The sequence below is a fragment of the Marinicella pacifica genome, assembly GCF_014636635.1.
Taxonomy (GTDB): Bacteria; Pseudomonadota; Gammaproteobacteria; order Xanthomonadales; family Marinicellaceae; genus Marinicella; species Marinicella pacifica.
This window is the reverse complement of the sequence record NZ_BMEO01000008.1, coordinates 23,657-41,451: the sequence shown is the minus strand read 5'-3', so window position 1 is coordinate 41,451 and position 17,795 is coordinate 23,657. Positions and strand designations below refer to the sequence as shown.

The 17,795-nt window shown below is 45.5% G+C and carries 14 protein-coding genes; 10 read left to right on the top strand and 4 right to left on the bottom strand.

The window, feature by feature from the left end; genetic code table 11:
- Nucleotides 1-95: 95 nt before the first annotated feature.
- Together IEV16_RS09740 and IEV16_RS09735 are read left to right on the top strand one after the other, a co-directional pair.
- Entirely contained in the window at nt 96-629 is a 534-nt protein-coding gene (locus IEV16_RS09740; RefSeq protein WP_188365513.1) for a sigma-70 family RNA polymerase sigma factor, read from the top strand.
- The gene (locus tag IEV16_RS09735) at nt 626-3,094 is read left to right on the top strand and encodes a protein kinase domain-containing protein (RefSeq protein ID WP_188365512.1); all 2,469 of its coding nucleotides are present in this window, start codon (nt 626-628) and stop codon (nt 3,092-3,094) included. Before IEV16_RS09740 ends, IEV16_RS09735 begins: the two co-directional genes overlap by 4 nt.
- Nucleotides 3,095-3,097: 3 nt before the next feature.
- Here IEV16_RS09735 and IEV16_RS09730 read toward each other — a convergent pair whose 3' ends face one another.
- The 4 genes from IEV16_RS09730 to mfd all read right to left on the bottom strand — a co-directional run bounded on the left by IEV16_RS09730 (nt 3,098) and on the right by mfd (nt 8,977).
- On the bottom strand, nt 3,098-3,883 hold the full coding sequence (locus IEV16_RS09730) for an enoyl-ACP reductase FabI (RefSeq protein ID WP_188365511.1): 786 nt from the start codon (nt 3,881-3,883) through the stop codon (nt 3,098-3,100).
- Between the two features lie 23 nt (nt 3,884-3,906).
- On the bottom strand, nt 3,907-4,512 hold the full coding sequence (locus tag IEV16_RS09725) for a YceI family protein (protein ID WP_188365510.1): 606 nt from the start codon (nt 4,510-4,512) through the stop codon (nt 3,907-3,909).
- Complete coding sequence (locus IEV16_RS09720) at nt 4,509-5,345, bottom strand: CsiV family protein (protein ID WP_188365509.1); 837 nt, start codon at nt 5,343-5,345, stop codon at nt 4,509-4,511. Before IEV16_RS09720 ends, IEV16_RS09725 begins: the two co-directional genes overlap by 4 nt.
- Nucleotides 5,346-5,575: 230 nt before the next feature.
- Nucleotides 5,576-8,977 carry a transcription-repair coupling factor gene (gene mfd, locus IEV16_RS09715; RefSeq protein WP_188365508.1) on the bottom strand — a complete coding sequence of 1,134 codons (3,402 nt, stop codon included), beginning with the start codon at nt 8,975-8,977 and terminating at the stop codon, nt 5,576-5,578.
- Nucleotides 8,978-9,195: 218 nt separating this feature from the next.
- On the opposite strand from mfd, the gene rpsF reads away from it, so the two are divergent.
- The 8 genes from rpsF (at nt 9,196) to IEV16_RS09675 (ending at nt 17,769) form a co-directional block, all read left to right on the top strand.
- Nucleotides 9,196-9,660, top strand: coding sequence for a 30S ribosomal protein S6 (gene rpsF, locus IEV16_RS09710; RefSeq protein WP_188365507.1), 465 nt, complete (start codon nt 9,196-9,198; stop codon nt 9,658-9,660).
- A gap of 2 nt (nt 9,661-9,662) precedes the next feature.
- Nucleotides 9,663-9,917, top strand: a complete 255-nt coding sequence (gene rpsR, locus IEV16_RS09705; RefSeq protein ID WP_188365506.1) for a 30S ribosomal protein S18 — start codon at nt 9,663-9,665, stop codon at nt 9,915-9,917.
- 14 nt (nt 9,918-9,931) lie between these two features.
- Nucleotides 9,932-10,390 carry a 50S ribosomal protein L9 gene (gene rplI / locus IEV16_RS09700; RefSeq protein ID WP_188365505.1) on the top strand — a complete coding sequence of 153 codons (459 nt, stop codon included), beginning with the start codon at nt 9,932-9,934 and terminating at the stop codon, nt 10,388-10,390.
- Between the two features lie 127 nt (nt 10,391-10,517).
- A complete protein-coding gene (dnaB, locus tag IEV16_RS09695) occupies nt 10,518-11,930 on the top strand; it encodes a replicative DNA helicase (protein ID WP_188365504.1) in 1,413 nt (470 codons plus the stop codon).
- Nucleotides 11,931-11,944: 14 nt separating this feature from the next.
- Nucleotides 11,945-13,027 (top strand): alanine racemase, encoded by a 1,083-nt coding sequence (gene alr, locus IEV16_RS09690; RefSeq protein ID WP_188365503.1) that lies wholly within the window; start codon nt 11,945-11,947, stop codon nt 13,025-13,027.
- Nucleotides 13,008-14,300: an NTP/NDP exchange transporter gene (locus IEV16_RS09685; protein WP_188365502.1), complete on the top strand. Its 1,293-nt coding sequence runs from the start codon at nt 13,008-13,010 to the stop codon at nt 14,298-14,300. The genes alr and IEV16_RS09685 overlap by 20 nt, the downstream gene beginning before the upstream one ends.
- 95 nt (nt 14,301-14,395) lie before the next feature.
- Entirely contained in the window at nt 14,396-17,275 is a 2,880-nt protein-coding gene (locus IEV16_RS09680; RefSeq protein ID WP_188365501.1) for a penicillin acylase family protein, read from the top strand.
- A 92-nt stretch (nt 17,276-17,367) separates the two neighbouring features.
- The gene (locus tag IEV16_RS09675) at nt 17,368-17,769 is read left to right on the top strand and encodes a hypothetical protein (RefSeq protein WP_188365500.1); all 402 of its coding nucleotides are present in this window, start codon (nt 17,368-17,370) and stop codon (nt 17,767-17,769) included.
- Nucleotides 17,770-17,795 lie beyond the last annotated feature (26 nt).

Here is a 17,795-nt window from a genome sequence, read left to right as displayed (position 1 = left end):
GAACACTGCCAGAAATTTGATTTTTTATCATTTCAAATAGATTGTATTCGCCTTTTTCATTTGCTAATCTATTGATAAAACGATAATTTATTGTCATGGACCAAGCCAATCTCACGCAACTGTTAAATAAAGACCAGAGGGACTTGTCTGCACAGCAACAGGTGGATATTGAAGCCGTCTATGACCACTTAAAAAAAATCGCCCGCAGTCAGCGTTTTAAAATAAAAGGCACCGGTATTAACACCACCGCACTGGTGAATGAAGCCTGGTTAAAAAATCAAAAAACTGCTAAAACTTTCAACGACCGCAATCATTTCTTTGCCTATTCTGCGTTGGCCATGCGTCATATTTTATTGAATGAAGCCCGTCGTAATCAGGTGCTGACCTATGTGGATGATCAAAGTGATGTGGAAAATCCTGTACTCAAGGAATCGACTTATTTGTTGGATTTGGAAAAGCAGCTGGTTAAACTAAAGGCGTTTGATTCACATTTAGAGCAGGTTTTTACCTATAAATTCTTTGGTGATATGGAATTTAAAGACATCGCTGAAGTTATGGATATCAGCGAACGCACGGTGTTTCGCTATTGGAAAAAAGCCCGGGCCATGCTGGCTGTCGCTTTGCAATGAAACCAGGCGATAACATTGAGCAACTGTGGCAGCAAATCAGCCGTGATTTTGATAGCAACGCAGATATTGATTTATCGGTGTACCTTCAATCTAAAGGTTTACAAGAACCTACACCTGAATCCTTTAACACAACCCTACCGCATTTGCTTGATCATGCCTTTATACCTGAACAGGAACTCGATCACGCCATCCACAGCAAATACAAGATAATTGAGCAACTGGACAGTGGCGGCCAGAGTGACATTTATTTGGCTGAACGTAATGACGGTGTTTATCGGCAAAAGGTGATTATTAAATTTATTTCCGGTCATTATGATCCTGATACCCTGAAGCAACAATTTATGCAGGAAATGCAGCTGTTGGCTGATTTAAAGCATCCGGGTGTGGTGGGGATTATCGATGGAAATGTGTCAGCGGATGGCAAGCCCTGGCTGGTGCTGGATTACATTGAGGGTGTACACATTGATGACTATGTGCTTGATAATCAATTATCAACGCATGATGTGGTGAGTCTGATTATGAGTTTATGTGAAATTCTGCAGTTTATTCATAAACGCGGGGTTTTGCATAAAGATTTAAAACCGAATAATATCCTGATTAAACAAATCAATAAAGTGCCGTATCCGGTGCTGATTGATTTTGGTATTGCTTCTTTACACGGTGAGGAATCAGAACTTGTTTTTGGCACCCCGGCCTACAGTTCACCGGAGCAGATAAAGGGTACATCGATTGATCAGCAATCGGATATATATGCGCTGGGCATTCTGTTTGGCTGTTTATTATTGAAAATTGACCCATCCCAAGACTTTATGCTGAGTCATAAAGACAGTCGTCAACACATGTTGGCTGCGTTAAAACAAGCCGGTATTGATTCTGATTTACAGCAGGTCATCGCCAAAATGGTGGCCAAAACCCCTGAGAATCGGTATCAAACAGCTGATTCGGTGCGTTCTGATTTAAATCTGTGGCAATCGGGTTTTCCCTTAAGCTTTAACAGCCATCAACTACATCGTGTTTTACTTAAGTCGATAAAGCGTCATCCGCTGGCATCCTTTGGTTTACTACTGGCGGTGTTTCTGGCCTTGTTTTTTACCCTGAAATACACCCAGGACACCCATCATCTACAGCAACTCACCATCGCCGAAAAAAATGCCACCGACGAGCTGATGAACTTTATGCTCGATGACATGTATGAGAATTTAGAGCGCATTGGTCGTATTGATGTGTTGCAAGAAGTGGCGGAAAAAAGTGTGGCGCATTTAGGGCAACAAGATCCGTTGACCTTGGATGAATCAGGCTATCTACAGGCCGCCAAAGCCTATATGAATGCAGGTCGGGTCTTTGACTATCTGGAACAGTCGGAACAAGCCCAAGAAATGTACCGGGCAGGGGAACAACATCTTAAGTCGGTTCAGCAAAACTCGCTGTCTTTTCATCAGATACTGGCTGAATTAAAGGTCCATCAGGCACAGGTATTTATTTCAGCCGGTCAGCAAGACAACACCAGAAAAGCCCTGCAACAGGCCATCGATGCCATGCATGTGGTGATGAGTATTGAACCTGACAGTGACGCCACTTTTCTCTGGGAAGCCCATTTGGAAATGGCTTATCATCTGATGGAATATGCCGAATCAGAAGAAGCCTTAAGGCACATTAATGAGGCGCTTGCCCTGGCGACCGACCCCCGGCGTCAACAACGACAACCGGCCCATTGGCTATATAGCGAATCTCACAGTCGTCAACTCAAAGCCTGGTACGAGCTTGATTTTGGCTCGTTAGCTGAAGGTATTTCGGACGTTAATAAAGCCATTGTAGCCGGTAAGAAAAGTAATCAATTAGATCCCGAAGACATTAAAAAACAGCATAATGTCCGTATTTTGTATAACCAATTGAGTTATTTCTATCTGGAAGATCAGCAAATCGATGCCGCCAGGCAGGCAGCCGTTAAAGCCATTGAACTGGGTCGGGCACTGAAATTAAAGGCCCCGTTTAATCAGGAGTATGAACGAGAACTGGCGTTTTCTTTCACCACAGCCGGTGAGATATACCAATCATTGGACGATGTCCAAACGGCGTTAAACTATTATCAGTCAGGTCGGGAAATTTCAGTCAGGAATTATGCCGCCGATAAAAATAATTACTCCACCGCCAATGATCTGGCAGTGGATTCTTTGCTGATTGCTGACCTGTTACAACAACTTGGCCGGACTGATGAAGCCGAACAACTGTTTTTGGAAACCGAAGCCATGATGGTGCCGATTCACCGGGCTGAACCGAATAACAAATACTATACCCACAGTTTATTGGTGGCAAAATTACAATTAAAAAAATTTGATGAAGCCAAAGCGCTGTTTGAACGCACCCAAAAAAACGACATGGTGGACAATGCCATTGAAGAATTGCTGGTTAAAAATAATTTACAGGCATGGAAAAGCGACCTGCCTCAAGAAAGCAAGTCGCTTTAAAAGTTACTCAATATCCGCCATCGCCATGATGTTATAGCCGGCATCCACGTAGGTGATTTCACCAGTGATGCCCGATGCCCAGTCTGAGCACAGGAAAGTGGCGGCTTTGGCCACGTCCATTTGATCGACGGTGCGTTTGAGTGGGGCGGCACGTTCTACATGGTGCAGCATTTTCTTAAAGTTACCGATGCCTGAGGCCGCCAGGGTTTTTATCGGACCGGCAGAAATCCCGTTCACACGAATACCATCCGGGCCCATGGACTGGGCAATATAACGGACATTGGCTTCCAATGCAGCTTTGGCCACGCCCATGACATTGTAATTATCCATGGCGCGTAAAGCGCCCAGATAGGTTAAGGTGAGCAGGGCAGCGTCACGGTCTTTCATTAAATAATGACCGGCTTTGGCCAGTGCGGCGAAGCTGTAGGAACTGATGTCCATGGCAATTTGGTAGCCCTCACGGCTGAGGTTTTCCAGGTAATGGCCTTGTAGCAATTCGCGCGGTGCAAAACCAACGGCATGAACAATAATATCCAAACAACCCCACTGTTTTTCCAGTTCACCAAACACCGCTTTAATCTGCTCGTCTGAAGCGACATCGCAGGGTAGTACGATATTGGAATTGGTTTGTTCGGCAATTTTATTGACCCGTTTAGCGAGTTTATCGTCTAAGTATGTAAAGGCCAATTCAGCGCCTTGTTGGTGCATAAATTCAGCGATACTCCAGGCAATGGAGCGGTTGCTTGCGACACCCACTATCAGTGCTTTTTTTCCGGCTAATAGACCCATGATTTATCCTCGTATATGTTGTGTTATTTGACTTGTTTAAAATGAAGCTTAAAGTCCACCTCGACAGTGGGTGAAATGCTGTTCAGGCCGGCAATTTCACGTAATTTTTCCAAAGGCTTCTGCAAGCCGAATGTGGCTACAGAAACAGACACCGGTTCAGCACTGGTGACCATCATTTCACCACCCCCGCTGTGAATTATGACCGAACTTTGAAATTCCCGGCTGTGTGCCTTTAAATTTAATGTGAAGTTGATTGGGTAGGCGGACATCAGCGGTAAATTGTCCTCAATTTGTGCAGTCACTTTGGCAGTCGGGTACTGATTTGTTTCAAAGAAAATTTCACGCATTCTCTGGTCGCGAATATCGATATGGGTGTTAATGCTGTTTAAATCGATAATCAGTTGAACATTCTTGTCGGTATCAATGTGACCGGATATAAAGCGCAGGGTGTTGTGTTCCCGGATGTCACCGTTTTTAGTGCTGAGGTAATTGATCTGACTTTTCATGGTGTCCAATTGCCACAGCAACTGAATGTCTTTCGGTTTAACGGTTTTTACGGGTGTTTGTTGACAGGCTTGTAAAAGCCAAACCGATAAAATCAACAAGGGGATGCGGATCAATGCTTTCATAATAATTCCTCTGCTTTGACGGGCGTTACCTTGACCAGCACACCAAATTGTGGGTGGTCAAAGTACTGCCATTGGTCTAATTTGATTTGGCGTTGTTGTTTGCTGCCGTATATCAGCACCTCTTGGTTCTGATTGATTCTATAATAATTAAACTTGGTATGTAAATGGATAAAACGACCTTGTGACAAAGCCACTTGTCCGGCCACCTGAAAGTCCTGGATTTCGATTGGCTGTGCTAAAAAATCTTTTGAATCAGGCCATGCCTGCGTTGTATTCTCTGAAGTCGCCGGGTCTGTCAGAGGGGGTGATTGCGCACTGTTGACTTTGACATACAAAGGCTTATTAAAAGGTGTGGTCGGTTGCCGCCAGAGCTGTCTGATTAAGGGTTTGTATTTGGGGTTATTATCCAATAAATTGACCACCGATCCGATTAATTGCCGGCTTTTTAAGTACCAAACCAACACTTCATAAATAACTGGCTGTTCATTTAAAGGTACTTGCCAGGTGCTTTTCTGAGCAGCCTCTTGAGAGGCTTCTTGAGATACATCAGGATTGTTCGGTGATTGGGCCGATTCACCGGCCTGCTTGTCTGGCGGCATTTTAATCGTGGGCCAGTCTTCATCCGCTGATATAAAGTTGATATCGACCGTCTGTTGTTGATCGAAGACAGTGGCTTGCTGAATGCTGTCAGCCGACGGCTGTGTCAAGTTGTGGCCAAAAACAATCACTTCAACATCATACACCGGTTCTTCGGCAGTGCGTTTGATGTAGTTTTGACCCCATGCCGCGCCTGCTAATAAAAAGAGCAGACTGTTTATAACAAATTTTTTCATGGTTGTAGTATATCAAAGAAGAGACTCTTGGATGAAACCACACCTTTGGAAAAAAGAATTAAAATCACACCAATCAAGGCAGGAAGTGAAGTTAATAGGTCCGTTTTTATTTGTAGGCGATTTTCCGAAGGAAAGAAGCCTGCGAATAAGAAACGATATGACCGTGGTGCTATTAACAAGCTTACTAACGCAGAGTGGTGTGGTTTTAAACTTTTTAACATGTTGTGGGATTATGCAAGAGTCTCTATTAACTGGTAAACACCGTCAATGCGTTGCTCAGCGGTTTCAAAATCACCCACATAACGCAAGCCGTTGTCCGGTAAAGGCTTAAAGCGTTGTGGTTCAGTTTGTAACAGTTTAATCAGTCCGGTGTAAAAAGATTCTTCGGGGTGATTAAACTTAAGATCTACATGGTCTTCGGTGGCGATAAGTCGGGTGATGTGACCTTTAACAGCCCGTAATTTAATTTTTAACACATGAAACAAATTGACCGCATGCTCCGGTAACGGGCCAAACCGATCCACCAACTCAGCACGGATGTTGTCCAGTGAGTCCGTATCTTTGGCGTTATTCATGCGTTTATAAAAGGTTAAGCGGGTATAGACATCAAATATATAGTCCTCGGGAATCAAAGCCGGGATATTCAGTTCTACATCGATGTGGTTGTCATCATCTGCCATCAGGTCGATGTCTTCACCTTTTTTCAAGGCATCTACGGCCCGTTCCAGCATCTCACAATAGAGGTTAAAACCGATGTTATGGATTTGCCCGCTTTGTTCTTCACCCAGTAATTCACCACTGCCGCGAATTTCCATATCGTGTGTGGCCAGGGTAAATCCGGCACCTAAATCTTCAAGTGATTCAATGGCTTCTAAGCGTTTTTTCGCGTCTTTTGTGATGGCTTTCCAGCCGGGGATTATTAAATAGGCAAAGGCTTTATGGTGAGAACGTCCGACCCGGCCGCGCAATTGGTGCAATTGGGCCAGCCCCAATTTATCGGCACGGTTGATAATCATGGTGTTGGCGTTAGGAATGTCGATACCCGATTCAATGATGGTGGTGCAGACCAGAATATTAAAACGTTGCTTGTGAAAATCCACCATCACCTGTTGCAGTTCTTTTTCATGCATCTGACCATGGGCTACGCGAACCCGGGCTTTGGGATTTATTTTTTGCACTTGTTCCGCCATCTGCTCAATGGTTTGCACTTCATTATGTAGGAAGTACACCTGACCACCACGTTGAATTTCACGGGTACAGGCCTCGTTAATCAGGCTTTTGTTCCATTCAATCACTTGGGTTTTAATGCTTAAACGGGCTTTGGGCGGGGTGGCAATAATCGACAAATCCCTTAAACCGGACAGGGCACTGTTGAGGGTTCTTGGGATTGGTGTGGCGGTCAGGGTCAATAAATCCACGTCTGCTTTAAGCTGTTTTAAGCGGTCTTTTTGTCTTACACCAAAGCGTTGTTCCTCATCCACAATCACCAGCCCCAGGTTTTTTATTTTCAGATTTTTGTTCAGTAATTTGTGGGTGCCAATGACAATGTCCACCGTGCCGTCAGCCAGCCCATCAATCACGGCTTTAGTTTGTTTTGTGCTGACAAAACGGGACAACAGCTCGACCCGAATCGGAAACGGCGCAAATCGGTCTAAAAAGTTATCATAATGTTGTTGCGCCAGCAGGGTGGTGGGCACCAGCATAATCACCTGCTGGCCGTCATTGGCTGCCAGGTACGCGGCACGCATGGCGATTTCTGTTTTACCAAAACCCACATCACCGCAAATCACCCGATCCATGTGGGTGCTGGCCTGCATGTCTTTTTTAACCGCTTCAATGGCTTGTATTTGATCATCGGTTTCGGTAAAGGGAAATCCATCACAGAATAAGCGGTACTCGTGCTCGTTAATTTTTATCGGCTGGCCGCCGGCGGCTTCTCGCAGGGCATAAATGGATAATAATTCAGCGGCCACATCTTTGACTTTCTTGGCGGCTTTTTGCTTGGCTTTGGACCAGCTGTCTGAACCCAGTTTATGCCAAGGCGCCGCTTCACTGCCGGCACCTGAATAGCGGGACACCAGGTGTAAAGAAGACACCGGCACAAACAGTTTATCACCGCCGGCGTATTCCAGTTCCAAATACTCAGCCTCGCCGTCATAGTCGAGCATCTTTAACCCCCGGTAGCGACCGACACCGTGGTCAATGTGAACAATCGGTGAATCCAGATGCAAATCGGTTAAGTTGCTGATGATGTCTTCGGGGTTAGCTTGAAATTTTTTACTTTGTTGGCGCCGGCTAACGCGTCGGCCGAATAACAAACCTTCATCATATATCCGCACACCGTGTTGTTTAAGATAAACACCATTTTCAATGGCAGCCACCGTGAGTCCGCGTGGTTTATTATCGGCTAAAAAATCATCGATTCGGTCAAAAAAAACAAAGTCGGGTTGGGCTTTTTTTAATTTGTCCCGAATAATATCCAAACGTCCCGGTGAATCCAGCGCAATCAACACGCGGTCCGGGTTTTGATTGAAATAGTCTGTGATTGAGCGGTCTTCAAAATCCGGTTTTGTAATCAGGCTGCTGTGAAAATTAACTTGTTGAACGTCCTGACGCGGGGCGTTAATCCAGATTTGTTGATAGTCAGTCAGGAGTTGCCGGGTGTATTTGGCAGATAAATAGAGGCTGTCAGGCGGCACCAGAGGTCTTTGCAAATCATGCCGGCGATCTTCATAGCGGGCTTTAATTTGTTTTTCCCAGGTCGCCAACACATCAGAGCTATTGTGGCAATGAACCACGGTGGCATCGGCCGGTAAATACGCAAAAACATCACTCAATGATTCATGGAACATCGGTAAATAGTGTTCAATACCTGAAAAGTTTAAACCTTTGCGCACATCCTGATAAATTTCTGAACGGCTTGTATTGACGTCAAAATATTCCCGAAATCGACTTAAGAACAATTCACGGGCTTTATCATCAAAGGGGAATTCATTGGCCGGCATCACCCGAATGTGCTCTACCTGCTGAATCGTCAATTGACTGTCGGTATCGAATATCCGAATACTTTCTACCTCGTCATCAAATAATTCAATGCGAAAAGCGTCTAAACCACCCATCGGAAAAATATCCAGCACCCCGCCACGGACCACATATTCACCGGCCTCGCGAACTTCTGTAACATGGTGATATCCATTTTTGTCTAAACGCTGACGCCATTGGTCCAAAACCAGTTGCTCGCCAATTTTGACCTGAAAACTGCGGCCTTTGATAAAGTCCTTAGGTGGAACTTTTTGCATCAGATTCTGCACCGGCATCACCACAATGCCATGGTCACGATGATTGCTGATTTGCTGTAAAAAATTTAACCGTTCTGAAATGATTTCAGGATTGGGTGAAAACACGTCATAGGGCAGGGTGTCCCACACCGGGAAGTGCAACACCGCTAAATTTTCTTGAGCCGAAACCAACGCCAATTCTTCCTCTAATTGGCGGCTGTGGTGGACAGAATCGGTTAACACCAGTATCAGATTATCAGTTTGTTGGTATAATTCAGCCACCGCCAGCGGTAGTGCCAAACCTTTAACCTGCATCCAGTTTTGGTTTTGATTGTTGTGTGGCAAATCAAACATGCATCATCCGTCAAAAAATGGGGCATTTTAACGTTTTTAAGGGTGATGAGGTAGCCGATGAAGTGATTAATCTCGGATGACCGCTTATCTTTCGTTAAAACTGTTGCAATCCATGCCGTTCACCGCTAAAATCCGCCTTCTTTTAATCCTTGCTGCACCAATCGGTTAACAACAGGTGTTGACTGAATCGGGTGGCATTATTCCATAAGGAGCTTACGATGCGACATTACGAAATTGTCCTGCTGGTTCATCCGGACCAAAGCGAACAGCTGCCTGCCATGATTGAACGCTATTCAGGCATGGTCACCAAAGGCGGCGGAACGGTTCACCGTTCTGAAGACTGGGGACGCCGACAATTGGCTTACACCATTCAACGTTTACACAAAGCCCACTACTATCTGCTGAACATCGAATGTGATCAAGAAACCATTGACGAAATCATTGATGCTTTTCGATTTAACGATGCCATTTTACGTCATTTGCTGTTGTCGGTGGACAAAGCCTATACGGAAGATTCTCCTTTGAAAAAAGATGATGACGACAGCGATAAAAAAGTCTCAAAAGAAGACGTGAAAGCGGTTGAAGAAAAAGAAGCCGCTGCCAAAAAAGAAGCCGAAGAAGCCACTCAAGAGGATGCTTCTGATGATGAGGCTGAAGAAGAAACCGAAGAACAGGAGTCCTAATCATGGCCAAACCACAAAGACGCAGAAGACCTGCTCAACGCATCATCAGCCGCAACTGTAAATTCAGTGCAGCCGGTGTAGAACGTGTTGATTACAAAGATTTGGATATGCTCAAGCAGTTTATCACTGAAACCGGCAAAATTATTCCAAGTCGCATCACCGGCACCAAAGCCAAGTACCAACGTCAGTTGTCAACGGCCGTTAAACAAGCCCGTTATTTAGCTTTGGTCCCTTATTGCGATCAGCACGATACATAAAGCAGGAGCCCACTATGCAAGTAATTTTATTAGACAAAGTTCAAAATTTAGGTGATTTGGGTGACGTGGTTGACGTAAAAAGCGGTTTTGCCCGCAATTACCTGATTCCTCAAAAAATGGCGGCCCGCGCCTCGACTGAAAACATCAAAGCTTTTGAAGCCCAAAAAGCCGAACTGATTGCCAAAGCCGAAGAATCTTTGGCCGCGGCGAAAGCCCGTGCCGAGGCCTTAAAAGATGTGCGCATCGCCATCAGTGCCAACGCCAGTCCCGAAGGTCATTTGTATGGCTCTGTTGGTCCGCGTGAGATATCTGAGAAACTTACTGACAGCGGTTATCCGGTGGATGCCAGTGAAGTGATTATGGGTGAAGGCCCGCTCAAGGAAGTGGGTGAATTCACGGTTAATTTAAGCCTCTATGCGGATGTTGAAACCGATGTGATTGTGGTGGTTGAAGCCATCGAAGAAGACGCTTAAATTGCTTTACTTTATATCGTTTCAAAAAGCCGGTTGTTAAAAAAACCGGCTTTTTTTGTGTTCGTTTTCAGGTTGCTGGTGTAGACTATTTGGCCTGTTGTTTGTTGTTAATTTTTCAAACCTCTCTATGTCTGAAATATATCCCATAAGCCAGGACGAGACCACCCGGTCTATCAAAACACCGCCCCATTCTCTGGAAGCAGAACAGGCGGTGATTGCGGGATTATTGCTGGTAAAATCGGCCTGGGACAAGGTCAGTCATTTAATCACCGAAGAAGATTTTTATTTTGCCAAACACCGGTCCATTTACCGCGGTATCAGTTTTTTAAATAATCAAAATGAAGCCTGTGATGTGGTCACCGTCAGCGAATGGTTGCAATCTCATGATTTAGAAGAGAAAACCGGTGGTTTGGATTATTTGACCGATATCGCCAATAATTTCCCAGTGGCCTCCAATATCGTCGCGTATGCCAAAATCGTGCGTGATCGTTCGGTGTTGCGACAAATGATAGAAATTGGCAATCAACTGGCCGAAAGTGCCTTTAATACCGAAGGTCAAAGTGCCGATGACCTGATTGAAAATGCTGAAAAAATGGTGTTTAAAATTCGTGAGCAAACCCTCAAATCCAAATCCGGTTTTCATGACATTAAAAATGTACTGGCCGAAACCTTTGACCGTTTGCAGGAATTGTCCGAACACGATGGCGACATCACCGGTATTCCCTATGGCTGGGATGATCTGGATAAAATGACCGCCGGTCTGCACAAATCGGATCTGGTGGTGGTGGCCGGGCGTCCAGCGATGGGTAAAACTTCGTTTGCGATTAATATTGCCGAACGGGCGGCCTGTAACGACCAGCACGTGGCAGTATTCAGTATGGAGATGGCTGCCACCCAATTGGTTACGCGGATGTTTTCATCCCTTTCGCAGATTGATTCCAATAATTTGCGCTTGGGTAAGATCAGTGATTCAGAATGGCCGCGCTTAACCCAGACCAGTGATATTCTTAAATCGGCTTCCATTTATATTGATGACACACCGGCGATGACCCCCAATGAGGTGCTGTCTAAATGTCGTCGCTTGCAAAATACCAAGGGGCTTGATTTGGTGGTGATTGACTACCTGCAATTGATGCAGGTTAAAGGTAAGACCACTGAAAACCGCGCCACTGAGATTTCTGAAATTTCGCGGGGTTTGAAAGCCATGGCTAAAGAATTGAATGTGCCGGTGATTGCTTTATCTCAGTTAAACCGCTCGCTGGAACAACGACCCAATAAGCGACCCATCATGTCTGATTTGCGTGAATCCGGTGCCATCGAGCAGGATGCGGATCTGATTATCTTCATTTATCGGGATGAAGTGTATAACCCCGAAACTGAAGACAAAGGGGTGGCGGAAATTATCATCGGTAAGCACCGTAACGGCTCTATTGGTAAAGTTGAACTGCTCTTTCGGGGACAATACACCCGTTTTGATAACCTGGACAAACGTCATTTTGAGGTCAGTGTTCCTGATGATGAAGTACAGACATTTGATTAAATATTGCGGCCTCCATGTATCCTGAACGCGGCACACGCGCCGACATCTGTTTAGCGCATTTACAACACAACATTGAGGCCTTTAAAAATAAACACAATGGCCCGTTGATTGGTGTGGTCAAGGCCGATGCCTATGGTCACGGGCTGGCCCGAATAACCGATGCCTTACTGGGTTGTGACGCACTGGCGGTGGCCACCATTGAAGAGGCCATTCAACTGCGGACCTTTATTCCCGATAAACGCATTTTACTGTTAGAAGGTGTTTTTAACCGGGCCGAATTGGAACTGGCCGTTGAAAAGAACTTTGATGTGGTGATTCACCAGGCTTATCAGCTTGAGCTGCTGATGGCCTTTGAAGTAATAACCCCGGTTATTGATGTCTGGTTAAAAATTGATACCGGTATGCACCGTCTGGGTTTCGACTGGTCTGATTACCCACAGGCGCTGCATCGGATTCAACAATCCAAAATGGTCAGAGATGTTCGTTTAATGGCACATTTTGCGCAATCAGATCAACCTGATTGTGATCAAACCCGACAGCAAATCGAACGTAACCAGATGTTGCAGGCACACGGTCTGGAAGTGTCGTTTTCCAACACCGGTGCGGTTCTTAATGGCCTGTCTCAGGATCGTGAATGGGCCCGTGTTGGTCTGGGATTGTACGGTATATCACCCTTAGCAGAGAGTGATGCCTCTGATTTCAATCTGAAGCCGGTGATGCGTGTCAGTGCCAAACTGATTGCCATAAAAAACCTAAAACAAGGCCAACCGGTGGGTTATGGAGCCCGTTTCATTTGTCCCGGAGACATGCCGGTGGGCGTGGTCGGAATGGGTTATGCCGATGGTTATCCATGGAGTGATGGTCACAGTCATGTGGTCATTCGTGACCGACAGGCGGCGGTGATTGGCCGCGTTTCTATGGATATGCTGGCGGTTGATTTGTCGGCTGTTTCAGCACCACAAATCGGTGAGCCGGTTGAAATTTGGGGCAATCGGCAACCGGTAGAACAGGTGGCCAGAGATTTACACACCATCCCGTATACGCTGGTGTGCGGTATTACAGGACGCGTTAAATTTCATGTTATTGAGCAAGCTTAAAAACTATTTTAAAAATCAGGTTCATTCGGGTGAATGGCCGGTTTTAATCTGGTCCTACTTCTATTTTGTGTTTCTGCTCACCGGTTACTTTATTCTGCGGCCCATCCGGGAGGAAATGGGTGTGACTGCCGGGACGGAGAATTATGGCTGGTTGTTTTTAACCACTTTTGTGGTGATGCTTTTGTTACAGCCCTTCTACGGTAAGGTGGTTTCACGTTATGCCCGTAAGCAATTTATACCGATTGTTTATGGTTTTTTTGGACTGCTGATTTTACTTATTTGGCTGGCTTTTCACTGGATTGGTAAAGACAGCGTGGCTTTAGCCCGGGTGTTTTTTGTTTTTGTATCGGTGTATAACTTATTTATAGTCTCCATATTCTGGAGCTTTATGGCCGATGTGTACAGCAAAGAGCAGGGCACGCGATTGTTCGGTGTGATTGCTGCCGGCGGCAGTACCGGCGGGATTATCGGCGGATTGATCACCAGCCAACTGGTGTTTATGGTCGGCACCATTAATTTATTACTGATTTCGTTGTTCTTTTTATTGATTTGTATTTATGCGGTGCTCCGCATCCGAGGTTATGCCGGTGAGTCCGAAGTTAATCCCAAAGCCCCCTTGGGTGGCACGCCCATGGAAGGTTTTAAACTGATGCTGGAATCGCGTTTACTGCAACAAATTGCCTTATTAGTGATATTCAGCGTGACCATTGGCAGTATTTTTTATTATCTACAAGGCGAATATGTGAAGCAGTATTTTCCGGGTCGTGACGAACGCACCCATGTATTCGCCAACATCAATATCGCCACCAACGTGTTGACTTTGTTTTTTCAGTTGATTCTGACGCCTTTTTTACTGCAGAAGTTTAAAATTAATCAAATTCTGGCCATTTTCCCTTTATTAATGGTCATGGCACTGACCTTCTTTTCATTGATGCCGGAGCTTTCGGTGGTTTTGTTGGCCATTATTTTACAGCGCAGTGGTGCCTATGGCATTATGAAACCACCCACAGACTGGTTATTCACCGGCCTGAGTGATGCGATTAAATATAAATTTAAAAATTTCCTCGACACAGTGGTGTACCGAGGGGGTGATGTGTTTGCTCAACTGGTGGTGGTGCGCACGCTGGTGATTTTTTCCAAGGATTTAAGGGTGTTGTCATTGGTGGGTGTTTTGCTCAGTGTTGTGTGGGTTTGGAATGCCGTCACAGTAGGTCGCCTCGCGATAAAAAAATTCAATGAATCACACATAAAAGATTATCCGGTTTCAGCTTAAATTCAGCAAGACAACATATTAAGTTTATGTTAAACTCTTAAACGTACGTTTGAAAGGCGTCAGATCTTTTATTAACTTTTTTTCAAGGGGACACAATGAAACCATTCACATTAAAAAGTATGGTGGCTTGTTTGGCTTTGACAGCTTCTGTGGCGCTGGCCGCCACCGATAAAGCCGGCACCACCACCGTGATGACCAACAAAGGCCTGAGCGCTCCGGCCAAAGTTTATTACAACGCCACGCAAATACCCAGTGTAACCGCTGAAACGGAAGTGGATGCGGCTTTTGTATTGGGTTACATACAAGCCGGTGACCGTTTTTACCAGATGGATTATACCCGTAAAATTGCTCAGGGTCGCCTGGCAGAACTGGTGGGTGAGGCGGCGTTGTCTAATGACATTCAATTCAGAACCATTGGTTTTGAACGCTGGGCCAGAAACTCAATGAAAGTTTTGAGCCCGCACACCAAAGCGGTGTTAAAAGCGTACAGTGATGGCGTGAATGCCTGGCTTGACAGTAACCCTTTACCACCTGAATATCAGGGGTTGGAAATTGATACAGCAGACCGCTGGTTGCCAATTCACTCGGTGGCCATTGCAAAAGTGATTGCCTTTCAATTATCCAATGACTTACAGGAGATTGACTGGACCATTGCCATTAATACCTTTCAACAAGTTGGTCAAGCGGCCGGTTTTGATGGAACGGCCTTATTTATGGAAGATTTATACCGGGCAGCGCCACCGGATGACCGCGTCAGTATGCCGGATTTCTTTGCCGATAATGGCATTATCGGTGAAGCCGGCGCCAAAAGTCTGGTTGAAGCGGCCAACGATTACACTTTAAACCTGAGTGATTCACAATTGGGTTTATTGCATAACATCAAAGCCAATTGGGAAAGCACGCCACTGATTAAATCCATGAAAAATGATGGTGAAACGGATAAGGGCTCTAACTTCTGGGCCGTGTCATCAGAGCACACTGAAAACGGCTTTCCTTTGATTGCCAATGACCCCCATTTAAGTTTGGATTATCCGTCGGTTTTTTATCCCGCGCATGTCGCCACTGAAGATGGTTTGAACATTGCCGGTGTACAGTTTCCCGGCGCACCGATTACCGCGCAAGGCTGTAATAAAAGCCTGTGTTGGGGCAGTACCGTGCATCCGGTGGATGAAACCGACTTCTACTTTGAAAGCATTAAAACCAACAGTTTTGGTTTACCGACCCACACCGTTTACAAAGGCCAGGAAGAACCCCTTGTGTGGATGTTCCAAAGTTATTTCGTCAATCAAATTGGTGATGAAGTGATGAACAACAAAGAACGTGCCAATATAGGTTATACCAATGGTGGCTTGACCTTCCTGGTGCCGCGCCGAAATTATGGCCCGATTTTAAGTTTGGATACTGAAAACGCCCAGGCCGTTTCCATGCAATTTACCGGTTTTGGGGCCACCAAAGAAGTGGAATCCTTCCTGGAAATGAGTCGTGCGGCCAACATCGAAGAATTTAAACAAGCCGTGACTAAGTTTGATTTCGGTTCACAAAACTTTGCAGTGGCCGACACCGATGGTAATGTCGCTTACTACACCGGTGCCGAAGTGCCTTTGCGTGAGGATTTGCAAACCATGATGCAACCTGATGGTGTGCCGCCGATGTTTATTCGTGACGGTTCCGGTGAACGTATGAATGAGTGGATGCCTTTGGGTGAACCTGATATGAATCAGGCAACACCTTATGGCGTTATTCCTTTCGATGAAATGCCGCACCAAATCAATCCAGAGCGTGGTTATATTGCCAACGCCAATAACGATCCGGTGGGTGTGTCCTTGGACAATAATGTCCTGAATCAAGTCCGTCCGGGTGGTGGTCTGTATTATATTTCACAAGGCGGCTATTCCGCGTTCCGTCAGGGTCGCTTAGACCGTATTATGGAAGCCGGTATCGCTGAGGGCAAGAAATTTAACTTGCAGGATATGAAAGAAATTCAGGCCAATAACCAGATGATGGACGCTGAATTGATTATGCCGCATATCATGAACGCGGTACAACGCGCTTCAGCTGCCGATGCCTGGCCTGGTATTCAACAATTCCTGGCTGACCCACGAGTGGTTCAGGCGGCCGGTTATTTCCAAAATTGGGATTTTAGTACACCGACCGGTTTAGCCGAAGGTTATGATCCATTTGATAATGCCTTTGCCTTAAATCCACCGAGTCAGGATGAAGTGAATGCCTCGATTGCCGCCAGCATTTATGCGGTGTGGCGCTCAAATGGTATTCGCAATACCATTGATGCCACTTTAGCCGGTTATGACGATGCCATTGGTATGACTGTTTTGACAGAGAATAGACCGGGTAACAGCTATTCGATTAATGCCTTTAAACATTTATTGGATGCTTTTCCCGAGAATCAGGGTTATGGCGCATCAGGTATTAATTTCTTCACCAATCCACAGGCACCAACCCGCGAAGATGCCCGTGATTACATTATTCTGGCTTCGTTAAAACAATCGCTGGATCAAATGGCCGGTGATGATTATGCCGCGGCCTTTAATAATTCCATGGATTTAACGGATTACCGTTGGGGTAAATTACACCGCATTACCTTCTCACATTCATTGGGTGCACAATTATCCGTGCCCAATGGTATGTTCGGCTTAGCTACCGTGGATGGTTTACCGGGTGTCGCCCGAGCCGGTGGTTATCAGGTCCTGGATGCCTCGACCCATGGTGTCCGTGGTAATTCCAGTAACGGCTTTATGTTTTCATCGGGGCCGGCCAGACGTTTTGTCGGTGAAGTCACACCGATGGGCATTATGGCCGAACAGGTGATTCCCGGTGGTCAAAGCGGCAACATCACCACAGGAGCCAACTATGTAAATCAGTTGTTCTCCTGGCTGGTGAATGATTACTTGCCATTGATTACTGACCTGAACACCATTCAGGCGATGGCGACAGAAGAAGTCGAATTTACGCCTTAAAAGAGTCTAAAATCTAAAAAACCGTCACCTTTAATTTTATGGTGGCGGTTTTTTATTGAACTTTTTAAGAGATTAAGTATCATAGGGGTATCATGAAATCGCGAAAACGGCACATACCACCTCTTAGTGTGATCATCACGATGTTACTGTTGTTCTCAACAGGACAAGTGCTGGCGGTTGCCCATACGCATACCATGAATAGCCAAAGCCAACCCCAGGCAATGGCCCAAGATTGTAATCACATGGCTCAACATGAGAACAGTCAACAATCCATGAATAATAATGCCATGAATCACACTAACATGACTGCCATGTCAGATTGTTGTGAGACATTATGTCAATGTCCACAGGCCTTGTGTTCCACGGTTTTATTATTGTCTAAAGCACAATCAACGCCATTTTTTGTTTATAAGCCCATTACCCAAGCGGTATTTTCAGATGGCTTTTATCTGAACAAAGACCAATCACCACTCTATCGTCCTCCAATAATTTAATTTCCACAGCCGACCTGCGTCTGAAA